At 71.0% G+C, this 11,873-nt stretch carries 10 protein-coding genes and 1 pseudogene; 6 read left to right on the top strand and 5 right to left on the bottom strand.

Annotation, left to right across the window (positions count from 1 at the left end; translation table 11 throughout):
* Positions 1-305: 305 nt before the first annotated feature.
* Positions 306-1,187: a LysR family transcriptional regulator gene (locus ACZ67T_RS27330; protein ID WP_469987622.1), complete on the bottom strand. Its 882-nt coding sequence runs from the start codon at positions 1,185-1,187 to the stop codon at positions 306-308.
* 131 nt (positions 1,188-1,318) lie between these two features.
* Here ACZ67T_RS27330 and ACZ67T_RS27325 point away from each other — a divergent pair, with 131 nt between their 5' ends.
* The 5 genes from ACZ67T_RS27325 (at position 1,319) to ACZ67T_RS27305 (ending at position 6,541) form a co-directional block, all read left to right on the top strand.
* Positions 1,319-1,990, top strand: coding sequence for a succinate dehydrogenase (locus ACZ67T_RS27325; RefSeq protein ID WP_469987853.1), 672 nt, complete (start codon positions 1,319-1,321; stop codon positions 1,988-1,990).
* A 3-nt stretch (positions 1,991-1,993) separates the two neighbouring features.
* Complete coding sequence (locus ACZ67T_RS27320; protein WP_469987621.1) at positions 1,994-3,943, top strand: fumarate reductase/succinate dehydrogenase flavoprotein subunit; 1,950 nt, start codon at positions 1,994-1,996, stop codon at positions 3,941-3,943.
* Positions 3,940-4,689 carry a succinate dehydrogenase/fumarate reductase iron-sulfur subunit gene (locus ACZ67T_RS27315; RefSeq protein WP_469987620.1) on the top strand — a complete coding sequence of 250 codons (750 nt, stop codon included), beginning with the start codon at positions 3,940-3,942 and terminating at the stop codon, positions 4,687-4,689. Before ACZ67T_RS27320 ends, ACZ67T_RS27315 begins: the two co-directional genes overlap by 4 nt.
* A 230-nt stretch (positions 4,690-4,919) precedes the next feature.
* The gene (locus tag ACZ67T_RS27310; protein ID WP_469987619.1) at positions 4,920-5,690 is read left to right on the top strand and encodes a GNAT family N-acetyltransferase; all 771 of its coding nucleotides are present in this window, start codon (positions 4,920-4,922) and stop codon (positions 5,688-5,690) included.
* A complete protein-coding gene (locus tag ACZ67T_RS27305; RefSeq protein WP_469987618.1) occupies positions 5,690-6,541 on the top strand; it encodes a lysophospholipid acyltransferase family protein in 852 nt (283 codons plus the stop codon). Before ACZ67T_RS27310 ends, ACZ67T_RS27305 begins: the two co-directional genes overlap by 1 nt.
* Before the next feature lie 68 nt (positions 6,542-6,609).
* On the opposite strand, the gene ACZ67T_RS27300 is transcribed toward ACZ67T_RS27305, so the two are convergent.
* Complete coding sequence (locus ACZ67T_RS27300) at positions 6,610-8,979, bottom strand: ATP-binding cassette domain-containing protein (RefSeq protein WP_469987617.1); 2,370 nt, start codon at positions 8,977-8,979, stop codon at positions 6,610-6,612.
* Positions 8,980-9,040: 61 nt separating this feature from the next.
* Positions 9,041-10,048 carry an MsnO8 family LLM class oxidoreductase gene (locus ACZ67T_RS27295; RefSeq protein WP_469987616.1) on the bottom strand — a complete coding sequence of 336 codons (1,008 nt, stop codon included), beginning with the start codon at positions 10,046-10,048 and terminating at the stop codon, positions 9,041-9,043.
* A gap of 50 nt (positions 10,049-10,098) precedes the next feature.
* Between ACZ67T_RS27295 and ACZ67T_RS27290 the strand changes: the two genes are divergently transcribed.
* Positions 10,099-10,596 (top strand): phosphatase domain-containing protein, encoded by a 498-nt coding sequence (locus tag ACZ67T_RS27290; protein ID WP_469987852.1) that lies wholly within the window; start codon positions 10,099-10,101, stop codon positions 10,594-10,596.
* A gap of 54 nt (positions 10,597-10,650) precedes the next feature.
* Here ACZ67T_RS27290 and ACZ67T_RS27285 read toward each other — a convergent pair whose 3' ends face one another.
* Together ACZ67T_RS27285 and ACZ67T_RS27280 are read right to left on the bottom strand one after the other, a co-directional pair.
* Entirely contained in the window at positions 10,651-10,866 is a 216-nt protein-coding gene (locus ACZ67T_RS27285; protein WP_227298938.1) for a dodecin, read from the bottom strand.
* A gap of 244 nt (positions 10,867-11,110) precedes the next feature.
* A pseudogene (locus tag ACZ67T_RS27280) lies at positions 11,111-11,873 on the bottom strand (RNA-guided endonuclease InsQ/TnpB family protein); the annotation flags it as partial.

Genomic DNA, 11,873 nt, shown 5'->3' with positions numbered 1-11,873 from the left:
GCGGTGGACGACCTCGCTCGGACAGCCGGCCTGGCGCGCCACCTGGGGACGACGCCCGTCCACACGGAGGGAGCCCCGCGGTCCCGCGCGCACCCGGCGGCCGGCTGTTCTGCCTGGCCCGGCCCCACACCCCACCGGCACTCGACCATGCCGCTGAGGCCCCCGTTCAGGGGTGTGGGGAACTGCGCAATCCCCACGACGCACCGGCACCTGACCATGCCGCCGAGGCCCTCCAATCAGGGGCGCGGGGAACTGCGCAAAACATCCAAAGACCACCCGCACAAATTCCCCCGCCCCACAACACGTCACCCTTCCAGCAACATCCGCTGAAGCTCCCGCGCGGCCCGGGGCGGAGCCACATCGCTGCGGTGCGCCAGCGCGATCGTCCGGTGCAACCCGGGACGGGCAAGCGGAGTCACCCGCAGATCGGCCCCCGCCCGGGTCGCGACCATATGCGGCACGACGGCCACCCCGAGCCCCGCCCGCACAAACCCCAGCACCGCGTCCATCTCACCGCCCTCCACCGCGAAATCCGGCTCGAACCCCTCCGCCCGGCACGCGGTGACGGTCAGTTCCCGCAGGTCATAGCCGTGCCGGAACATCACAAGCCGCTCACCCTCAAGATCGGCGATGCGCACGGACCGCCCCCGCCCGGGCCGCGGCGCATCCGGCGACGACACGACCACCAGATCCTCCCGCAGCAGCTCCACGGTCGTCAGCGCCGGTGCCGGCGCGGGCAGCGGCAGCACCACGAGAGCCAGGTCCAGCGCGCCGCGCGCGAGTTCGCGTACGAGGTCGTGGGAGCCGCCCTCCTCGATCAACAAGCGGATCCCGGGATACCGGTCGTGGAAGCCGCGCAGCACATCGGGCAGCAGGCCCGTACACAGCGAGGGTGTGGCGCCGAGCCGCACCCGGCCGCTCTTGAGCTGCGCCAGCTCCTGCACCTCGTGCCGCGCGGTGTCCGCGTCGGCGAGGATGCGGCGGGCCAGCGGCAGGAGCGCCTCGCCCGCGTCGGTGAGGGTGATGTTCCCGCGGGCGCGCAGGAAGAGATCCGCGCCCAGTTCCCGCTCCAGGGAGCGGATCTGCTGGGACAGGGACGGCTGGGCGACATGGACCACCTCGGCGGCCCGGGTGAAGTGCCGGGTCTCGGCCACCGCGACAAAGTACTGGAGCTGCTGGAACTGCATGACCCCCACCGTAATCGCTCGATAGCCTGAGCCTATTGAAATGAGCCGGACCATGTCTTGGACCGATCGGGGCCTCCGGCTCTAGCGTGCGTGACATGGCTCTGGCAACACGGACGGACCGACGGCCGTCCATGACGCGTACGCTCTGGGACTCGTCCGTCGGCAAGAAGACAGTGATGGCCGTGAGCGGCCTGATCATGCTGCTCTACTTGGTCGTCCACATGATCGGCAACCTGAAGATCTTCTTCGGGTCGGGCGAGTTCAACCACTACGCCCACTGGCTGCGCACGGTCGGTGAGCCGTTCATGCACTACGAGTGGACGCTGTGGCTCGTCCGCGTCGTGCTCGTGGTCGCCGTCGTCGCGCACGCCACGTCCGCGTACCAGCTGAGCCGCCGCGACATCAAGGCGCGCCCGGCCAAGTACGTGCACAAGAAGGCACGTTCGAGCTACGCCACGCGCACCATGCGCTGGGGCGGCGTCATCCTCGCGCTGTTCATCGTGTGGCACATCCTCGACCTGACGACCGGCACCGCGCACCCGGGCGGCTTCCAGCCGGGCCACCCGTACCAGAACGTGATCGACACGTTCTCCACCTGGTACGGCAACGTCGTCTACATCGCCGCGATGCTCGCACTCGGCCTGCACGTCCAGCACGGCTTCTGGAGCGCGGCGCAGACCCTCGGCGTGGGCAGCGCGACCCGCGACCGCGTCCTGAAGACCGTCGCCAATGTTCTCGCGCTGCTGCTCACGGCCGGCTTCATCGCCGTACCTGTGGGCGTCATGACCGGAGTGGTGAGCTGACCCATGAATTCCTACGCGGAGTACGCGACCGGAGAGCCGGTCGTCGACACCAAGGCCCCCGAGGGCCCCGTCAACGAGCGCTGGGACACCCGCCGCTTCGAGGCGAAGCTCGTCAACCCGGCCAACCGCCGCAAGCACACCGTGATCGTGGTCGGCACCGGCCTGGCCGGCGGCTCCGCGGGCGCGACGCTCGCCGAACAGGGCTACCACGTCGTCCAGTTCTGCTACCAGGACTCCCCGCGCCGCGCCCACTCGATCGCCGCGCAGGGCGGCATCAACGCCGCGAAGAACTACCGCAACGACGGCGACTCCGTGCACCGCCTGTTCTACGACACGGTCAAGGGCGGCGACTTCCGCGCCCGCGAGTCGAACGTCCACCGCCTCGCGCAGATCTCCGTCGAGATCATCGACCAGTGCGTCGCGCAGGGCGTCCCGTTCGCCCGCGAGTACGGCGGCCTGCTCGACACCCGCTCGTTCGGCGGTGTCCAGGTCTCCCGTACGTTCTACGCCCGCGGCCAGACGGGCCAGCAGCTCCTTCTCGGCGCGTACCAGGCGCTGTCCCGGCAGATCGCCGCCGGGAACATCGAGATGCACGCGCGCACCGAGATGCTCGACGTGATCGTCGTCGACGGCAAGGCGCGCGGCATCGTCGCCCGTGACCTGATCACCGGGAAGATCGACACGTACTTCGCCGACGCCGTGGTCCTCGCCTCCGGCGGGTACGGCAACGTCTTCTACCTGTCGACGAACGCCATGAACTCCAACGCGACCGCCGTGTGGCGGGCGCACCGGCGCGGCGCCTACTTCGCCAACCCGTGCTTCACCCAGATCCACCCCACGTGCATCCCGCGCACGGGCGACCACCAGTCGAAGCTGACGCTGATGAGCGAGTCGCTGCGCAACGACGGACGCATCTGGGTACCGAAGGCGAAGGGCGACACGCGCCCGGCGAACGAGATTCCCGACGACGAGCGCGACTACTACCTGGAGCGCATCTACCCGGCGTTCGGCAACCTCGTGCCCCGCGACATCGCCTCGCGCGCCGCGAAGAACGTGTGCGACGAGGGCAGGGGAGTGGGCCCCGGCGGCCAGGGCGTGTACCTCGACTTTGCCGACGCGATCAGCCGCATGGGCAAGAAGGCCGTCGAGGAGAAGTACGGCAACCTCTTCGACATGTACGCGCGGATCACCGCGGAGAACCCGTACGAGGTGCCCATGCGCATCTACCCCGCGGTGCACTACACGATGGGCGGGCTGTGGGTCGACTACGACCTCCAGACCACGATCCCGGGCCTGTTCGCGGTCGGCGAGGCCAACTTCTCCGACCACGGAGCCAACCGCCTGGGCGCGAGCGCGCTCATGCAGGGTCTGGCCGACGGCTACTTCGTGCTTCCGTCGACCATCAACGACTATCTCGCGCGCAACCCGCACCACGATGAGGTGAGCGCCGAACACCCCGTCGTCCAGGAGGTGCTGGCCGAGACCGAGGACCGGATCAACCTCCTCCTCGCCGTCGACGGCGACCGCACCCCCGACTCCTTCCACCGCGAACTCGGCGAACTCATGTGGGAGTTCTGCGGCATGGCCCGTACGGAGGAAGGCCTGCGCAAGGCCCTCGACCGGATCCCGCAGATCCGCGAGGAGTTCTGGCGCCGCATCAAGGTGCCGGGCACCGGCGAGGAGTTCAACCAGTCGCTGGAGAAGGCCAACCGCATCGTCGACTACCTGGAGCTCGCCGAGCTCATGTGTCTCGACGCCCTGCACCGCGCCGAGTCCTGCGGCGGCCACTTCCGCGAGGAGTCACAGACCCCGGACGGCGAGGCCGCCCGCCGCGACGAGGAGTTCTCCTACGCGGCCGCCTGGGAGTTCACCGCCACCGGCGACGCCCCCGTCCTGCACAAGGAAGACCTCGTCTTCGAGTACGTCCACCCCACTCAGCGGAGCTACGCATGAAGCTCACCCTGCGCGTCTGGCGCCAGAAGAACGCCGACGCCGAAGGCGCCATGTCCACGTACGACGTGGACGGAATCTCGCGCGACATGTCGTTCCTGGAGATGCTCGACACGCTCAACGAGGAGCTCATCCTCAAGGGCGACGACCCCGTCGCGTTCGACCACGACTGCCGTGAGGGCATCTGCGGAGCCTGCTCGCTCGTCATCAACGGCGACGCGCACGGCCCCGAGCGGACCACGGCCTGCCAGCTCCACATGCGGTCCTTCGAGGACGGCGACACGATCGACGTCGAGCCGTGGCGCGCCTCCGCCTTCCCCGTGGTGAAGGACCTCGTCGTCGACCGCACCGCGTTCGACCGGATCATCCAGGCCGGTGGCTACATCAGCGCGCCGACCGGGGCCGCGCCCGAGGCGCACGCCACACCCGTGCCCAAGCCCGACGCGGACTTCGCGTTCGAGCACGCCGAGTGCATCGGCTGCGGCGCGTGCGTGGCGGCCTGCCCGAACGGCTCGGCGATGCTGTTCACCTCGGCGAAGGTCAACCACCTGAACGTCCTGCCGCAGGGCGCGCCCGAGCGCGAGACCCGCGTCCTCGACATGGTCGGGCAGATGGACGCCGAGGGCTTCGGCGGCTGCACCCTCACCGGAGAGTGCGCCACCGCCTGCCCGAAGGGCATCCCGCTGGTCTCCATCACCGGGATGAACAGAGAATGGCTGCGCGCGACCCGCAAGGCGGGCAGGCGTTAGCCCTACGTCGTTCGCCGTCAACGTGCGGACGGGCGGGGCCGGGAGTGGTGCTCATCCCCGGCCCCGTCTCGCTTTCGCCGGCGCTCCTGGCATTCAACATCCCCACATCCCCGCTCCTGGCACAGGTCACGTACACGACAACCGGTATCGGAAGAACAGGAGCGGCAGGCCGTACGACAGTCCGGCCCGCCCATCGCTCCGCCGAACCGGCACGTGACCAGGAGAGAGCCATGACCGGCGTCACCACGCTCGACCGTCCCCCACAGCCCGAGGCACCCACCCGCTACACCGTCACCCTGGCCCGCGACGAGGACGACGTCCGTGCCGCGCAGCGGCTGCGGCACGACGTCTTCGCGGGTGAGATGGGCGCCCTGCTGACCACCTCGCAGCCGGGCCTCGACGTCGACGCCTTCGACGCGTACTGCGACCACCTGCTCGTCCGCGACACGGTGACCGGGCAGGTCGTCGGCACCTACCGGCTGCTGCCGCCGGAGCGGGCCTCCGTCGCCGGACGACTGTACTCGGAGGGCGAGTTCGACCTCACCGCCCTCGACGAGATCCGGCCAGGCCTCGTCGAGGTCGGCCGCTCCTGCGTGCACCCCGACCACCGGGACGGCGCCGTCATCGGGCTCATCTGGGCCGGGATAGCCCGCTACATGGTCGACCGCGGCCACGAATGGCTGGCCGGGTGCTGCTCCATCCCGCTGGCCGACGGCGGCGTCCTCGCGGCGGGCACCTGGGACCGCGTGCGCACCAAGTACCTGGCGCCCGAGGAGTACCGCGTACGACCGTTGCTGCCCTGGAACGCGGACCGTGTGGAGTTCCCCGCCCGCACCGAGCTTCCGCCGCTGCTGCGCGGCTACCTCCGCCTCGGCGCCTGGGTGTGCGCGGAGCCGGCCCACGACCCGGACTTCGGGGTCGCCGACCTGTACGTGCTGCTGTCGATGCGCCGGGTCAACCCGCGCTATCTGCGGCACTTCCTCTCTCTCGCCCCGGCCTGATGAGCGTCTGGCTGCCCAGCGCGCCCTGCACCCCGAAGGCATGCGTGGAGCCGGCGGGGTCCGCAAAGGCCGTACCCCGGGCCGTGCTGCGGATGACGGCGGTCGTGGTCCTGGTCCTGGCCGGGATCGCGCTGTCACCGTTCGGCGGGCGGATCCCCGCCGCGCTGGTCGCGCGGTGGTGCCGGGCGATCGCGCGGGCCATCGGCGTCCAGGTCCGCGTCACCGGCACCGCCGCCGCACCCACCGGCGGTCTGCTCCTGGTCGCCAACCACATCTCCTGGCTGGACATCCCGCTGCTCGGCGCCGTGCGCCCGGCCCGGATGCTCGCCAAGGCGGAGATCGGGCGGTGGCCCCTGGCCGGGCCACTGGTCGCGCGCGGCGGCGTCCTGTTCATCGAGCGGGACCGGCTGCGTGCCCTGCCCGACACGGTCGCCCGCATCGCCGGGGCGCTGCGGGCCGGCTCCGCGGTCGTCGCGTTCCCCGAGGGCAGCACCTGGTGCGGCCGCGCGCAGGGGCACTTCCGGCGCGCCGTCTTCCAGGCCGCGCTGGACGCGGGGGTGCCGGTCCAGCCGGTCCGCGTCCGGTACCGGCTCGCCGACGGGGCGGCCGGCACCGCAGCCGCGTTCGTCGGCGACGACACGCTGCTCGCCTCGCTGTGGCGGGTGGCGTCGACACGGGGGCTGGTGGCCGAGGTCGAGATACGGGACGTGATCCCGCCGGGCTCTCACCCCGACCGCCGCTCACTGGCCCGGGCCGCCGAGTCGGGGACGGCGGGCCGGCCCCGGACGACCCACACCGCGCCGGCGGCCCGAGGACTCGCCGAAGGGGAGCTGACGAAGTCCGGTGCTTAGGGGTGCCGGGCTGTGCGGATATGCGGCTCCGCCACGTGGGCGCGACCAGCCACGTACGGCCCGCGGGTTCATGACCGCGCGTGCGGCAGGGCGCCCGGCGGAAGGGCAAGGGCGAGATAGGGAGCCGTGGCGCTCCCGCTCGCCCGCGCCACCTCCGTCGGCGGCCCCGCGGCGACGATCCGGCCGCCCGCGTCGCCGCCGCCCGGCCCCAGGTCGATCACCCAGTCCGCGCCCGCGACCACCGTCATGTCGTGTTCGACGACCACCACGGTGTGCCCGGCGTCGACGAGCCCGTGCAACTGCCGCATCAGAACGTCGACATCGGCCGGATGCAGACCGGTCGTCGGCTCGTCGAGCAGATACAACGTGGAACCGCGCCGCCCGCGCTGCAACTCGCTCGCCAGCTTGATGCGTTGGGCCTCCCCGCCGGACAGCTCGGTGGCGGGCTGACCAAGCCGCAGATAGCCGAGCCCCACGTCGAGCAGCGTGCCGAGGCTGCGCGCCACGGCCGGCGTGTCCGCGAAGAACTCCGCCGCGCTCTCCACCGTCAGATCGAGGACCTCGGCGATGGTCCGCCCCCGGTAGGTGACGTCCAGCGTCCCGGCGTTGTAGCGCGCGCCGCCGCAGTCCGGGCAGGGCGCGTACGTGCTCGGCAGGAAGAGGAGCTCGACGCTGACGAAGCCCTCGCCCTGGCAGGTCTCGCACCGGCCGCCGGCCACGTTGAACGAGAAGCGCCCCACGCCGTACTTGCGGGCCTTCGCCTCGTCGGTGGCCGCGAACACCTTCCGTACGACGTCGAACAGGCCCGTGTACGTGGCCAGGTTGGAGCGCGGGGTGCGCCCGATCGGCCTCTGGTCGACGACCACGAGGCGGCCCACGCCCTCCAGTTCCTCGGTGATCGAGCCGATGAGCGTGGACTTCCCGGACCCGGAGACGCCGGTGACGGCCGTGAACGTGGACAGCGGTACGTCCACCGACACATCGCGCAGATTGTGCCGGGTCACCGGGCCGACCTTCAGCCGGCCGCGCGGCTCCCGCACCGTGCGCAGGGGCACGCGCTCGCGGCCGAAGAGGAAGCGGGCCGTCGCCGACTCCGCGACGGACGCGAGGTCCGCGACGGAACCGCTGTGCAGGACGCGGCCGCCGTGCTCGCCCGCGAGCGGGCCGACGTCGACGAGCCAGTCGGCCCTGCGGACGACATCCATGTGGTGCTCGACGACGAACACCGAGTTGCCGGCCGCCTTGAGCCGGTCGAGGACGGTGAGGAGCGACTCCGTGTCGGCCGGGTGCAGGCCCGCCGACGGCTCGTCGAGCACGTACACCACGCCGAAGAGCCCGGAGCGCAACTGCGTTGCCAGGCGCAGGCGTTGGAGCTCACCGGCGGACAGCGTGGGCGTGGCGCGGTCCAGACTGAGATAGCCCAGGCCGAGCTCGGCGACGGTGGCGATCCGGGCCAGCAGGTCGCCGGTGAGGACCCGCGCCGTCTCCGAGGCGTCGCCGGGGGCGTCGAGGACCTCCGCCAGGTCCGCGAGCGGCAGACGCGCGAGATCCGCGATCGTCCTTCCGCCGAACGTCACCGCGAGCGACTCGGCCCGCAGCCGCGCCCCGCCGCACACCGGACACGGCGCGCTGTCGAGGAACCGCTCGGCCTTCGTCCGCAGCGTCTGGCTCTTGGAGTCCGCGAACGTCTTGAGCACGTAGCGGTTCGCGCTCATGTACGTGCCCTGGTACGGGCGTTGGATCCGGCCCGCGTCCCGCACGGGGTGCACGGTGACGACGGGCTGGTCGTCCGTGAACAGGATCCAGTCGCGTTCGCCCTGAGGCAGTTCACGCCACGGCCGGTCGACGTCGTACCCGAGAGCGTCCAGGACATCGCGCAGGTTCTTGCCCTGCCAGGCACCCGGCCACGCGGCGATCGCGCCCTCGCGCAGGGACAGCGACGGGTCGGGTACGAGGAGCGCCTCCGTCGTGCGGTGCACCACGCCGAGCCCGTGACAACCGGGGCACGCCCCTGCCGCCGTGTTCGGCGAGAAGGCGTCGGAGTCGAGCCGCTCCGCGCCGGGCGGGTAGTCGCCCGCGCGCGAGAACAGCATGCGCAGCGAGTTCGAGAGCGTCGTCACCGTGCCGACCGAGGACCGCGAGGTGGGGGAGGAGCGGCGCTGCTGGAGCGAGACGGCCGGCGGAAGCCCGGTGATCTCGCCGACCTTGGGCGCACCGACCTGGTGGATGAGCCGGCGCGCGTACGGGGCCACGGACTCGAAGTAGCGGCGCTGCGCCTCGGCGTAGATGGTGCCGAAGGCGAGCGAGGACTTCCCGGAGCCGGAGACCCCCGTGAAGACGGCGAGCACGTCGCGCGGGATGTCCACGTCGACGCCCCGCAGATTGTGCTCACGGGCACCGCGCACACGGACGAACGGATCGTGGTCGGGCTCGGGCATGGGGCGGGCTCCATAGGGCGGCTGGGTGCGCTGTCACGCGAGGGGGGCAAACCCCACGATTCTAGGCCCGGCGCAGCCCCGCGACCCGGGCGAGCCCGCGGTAGGACTCCAGGAGGCCCTCGCGGTCGTACGAACTGGTCGTGACGAGGACCTCCTGCGCGCCGCTCTCCTTGATCAGGGTCTCCAGCTCGTCCGCGACCTGCTCCTCCGTGCCCGCGATGTGGCCGCGCAGCCCGGACTCGTAGAAGTCCCGCTCCTTCGCCGTCATCGTCAGTGCCTCCACGCGCTCGGCGGGCGGCAGCGGCGGGAACGTGCCGTGGGTGCGGGAGTACGCCATCGACCAGGCCTCCGGGATCAGCAGGCGGCGGGCCGCCTCCGGACTCCCGGCGACCGCGATCGTCCCCGAGACGACGACGTAGGGCTCGCTCGCCCACGCGGACGGCCGGAACGTGGCACGGTAGTGGTCGATGCCGCGCAGCATCTTCTCGCGCTTCCTGAGGTCGCCGATCACCATGGGGAGTCCGGCCTCGGCGGCGATCGTCGCACCCTCGCCCATGGCGAGCACGAACGGCGGGACGGTCAGCCCGTCCGAGGGGCGTGCGCGCACCCCGGTCGCCGAGGTTCCCCGGAAGAAGTCGAGCAGTCCGGCGAGCTGCGCCGCGAAGTCGTCGGCATCGTCCTTGTCCCGCCCGAGCGCCTTGCGTACCCCGCCCGTGAAGCCCACCGAACGGCCGAGGCCCATGTCGATCCGCCCGGGGAACAGCGACTCCAGGACACCGAACTGCTCGGCCACCACCAGGGGTTGATGGTTGGGCAGCATCACGCCGCCGGTGCCGACCCGGATCGTGCGGGTGGCGGCCGCGACCGCCGCGGCGAGCACGGTCGGCGCGGACCCCGCGACGCCCGGCACCCCGTGGTGCTCCGACACCCAGACACGGTGATAGCCGACCGCGTCCAGCTCGCGCGCGAAGCGCACGGTGTCGCGCAGTGCCGAGGGCCCGTCGTGCCCCTCACGGGTGCGCGAACGGTCGAGGACGGAGAACCGGGTCGATGCGATCACTGAGCTCACACACCGTTCAACGTCCGTGCCGCGTCAGGATTCCCTACGCTTGGCGTGTGATCGACAACAGCAGACCTCTCGCTCGACCCCTGGCGGTGTTCGACCTCGACAACACCCTCGCCGACACGGCCCACCGGCAGCGCTTCCTGGAGCGCACCCCGCGTGACTGGTCGGCCTTCTTCGGAGCGGCGCCCGATGATCCGCCGCTCGCGCGAGGCGTCGAGCTGGTGCTGGAGAGCGCCCTCGCGTGCGAGGTCGTCTACCTCACGGGCAGGCCGGAGCGGTGCCGTGCCGACACCGTGACCTGGCTCGCCGGACAGGGCCTGCCGAAGGGGCGCCTCTGGATGCGCCGCAACGACGACCGCAGGCCCGCGCGCCGCACCAAACTGGAGACGCTGCGCACGCTCTCCCGCGGCCGCGAGGTGCGCATGCTCGTCGATGACGACGAGCTCGTGTGCGACGAGGCCGAACGGGCGGGCTTCACGGTCGTACGCGCCCGCTGGGCTCGTGGTTCCGAGGCGCTGAAGGACGCCCAGGGGCGCGAGGGGCGGACCTGAGCGGACCGGGCGACCGGGTTCGGAGCCGGACCTGAGCGGCCCCGGCGCGCACGCTCAGGCCTCGTCCTCCAGCCGGAAGCCGACCTTCAGGCCCACCTGGTAGTGCTCGATCTGCCCGTTCTCGATGTGGCCGCGTACCTGGCACACCTCGAACCAGTCCAGGCCGCGCAGGGTCTGCGAGGCGCGGGCGATGCCGTTGCGAATGGCCTGGTCGACTCCCTCCTGGGACGTGCCGACGATCTCTGTGACCCGGTACGTGTGATCGGACATGAAGGCCTCCTCGGCCCGTGCGATGGACGTCTCTCCACGGTGCCTCAGGTCACCGCGGACCGCGAGCGAGAGGGCAGATGTTCGACTTACCTGCCGTCACCCCCTTGACCGTTCGATTGGTCCATACCAAAATCCAGCCACACCCGTGCGAGCGTCACGCTCACCCCCACGTCGGGCCGCCCCTCCCTGTCCGGAATGTTGTGTGGGGTGGGGCAGAAAGTGACCCACTTGAAACCTCCCCCAGCTAGATCAGGGGGATTCCTAGCTCACGTGGCCTGATCCCCGGCGGGGATACAGGTCTTACGCGATCAGCACTAGCCGGGACAGAGACCAGCCCGGACGAGCATCACACGGGCTGAGTTTTTGTCCCGAGGCCGGGACACCCCGCACGTGGTGCACGTATACGTTCGTTCTGAGAGAGGCAGCGCGTGCTTGGTTCTCGCTCCGCAGTCTGCGCAGTCCATCGTGGTGTGCGCCGGGTGCACCAGGTGCACCGACCGGCCGTGCTTACGGCCCATCTCGACCAGGGCTGTCCTGGTCGCGCCGATCGCCGCGTCAGCGGCCTTCTTCGCCATGGTGGACTTCGCGAGGAACTTCGGCCGGAAGTCCTCCACGGCCAGGGCGTCATGGTCACGGACGACCTTCTTGGCCCACTTGCGGGCGGTGTCCTGACGCTGCCGGGCCACCTTCTTGTGCAGCTTCGCCGTCTGCCGCTTCGCCTCGCGGTAGCCCTTCGATCCGGCGTGTCCACGCTTCGGCTTACGCCGGGACATCATCCGCTGATAGTGCGCCAAGCGCTGGGCGGCACTCTTCCCGTGCTGCGGGTGAGGAAGGTCGTGGTCGTCGCTGGTGGTGGTCGCGATCTCCTTCACACCCCAGTCGATCCCGATCACCCGGCCGGTTCCCGGCAGCGTCTCGGTCATGCTCGCCACGACGAAAGACGCGTACCAAGCTCCGGTGCTGTCTCGGTAGACGCGGACGCTGGAGGGTGGCTCGGGAAGGGCACG

It is taken from the genome of Streptomyces sp. NPDC107517 (assembly GCF_055582645.1).
Note: the sequence above shows the minus strand (reverse complement) of the source record. Positions and strands in the feature narration are given on the sequence as shown.

What these genes read in the sequence shown, in the direction of transcription:
- ACZ67T_RS27330 (WP_469987622.1), bottom strand. Translation starts at nt 1,187, where the DNA reads ATGCAGTTCCAGCAGCTCCAGTACTTTGTCGCGGTGGCCGAGACCCGG.
- ACZ67T_RS27325 (WP_469987853.1), top strand. Translation starts at nt 1,319, where the DNA reads ATGACGCGTACGCTCTGGGACTCGTCCGTCGGCAAGAAGACAGTGATG.
- ACZ67T_RS27320 (WP_469987621.1), top strand. Translation starts at nt 1,994, where the DNA reads ATGAATTCCTACGCGGAGTACGCGACCGGAGAGCCGGTCGTCGACACC.
- ACZ67T_RS27315 (WP_469987620.1), top strand. Translation starts at nt 3,940, where the DNA reads ATGAAGCTCACCCTGCGCGTCTGGCGCCAGAAGAACGCCGACGCCGAA.
- ACZ67T_RS27310 (WP_469987619.1), top strand. Translation starts at nt 4,920, where the DNA reads ATGACCGGCGTCACCACGCTCGACCGTCCCCCACAGCCCGAGGCACCC.
- ACZ67T_RS27305 (WP_469987618.1), top strand. Translation starts at nt 5,690, where the DNA reads ATGAGCGTCTGGCTGCCCAGCGCGCCCTGCACCCCGAAGGCATGCGTG.
- ACZ67T_RS27300 (WP_469987617.1), bottom strand. Translation starts at nt 8,979, where the DNA reads ATGCCCGAGCCCGACCACGATCCGTTCGTCCGTGTGCGCGGTGCCCGT.
- ACZ67T_RS27285 (WP_227298938.1), bottom strand. Translation starts at nt 10,866, where the DNA reads ATGTCCGATCACACGTACCGGGTCACAGAGATCGTCGGCACGTCCCAG.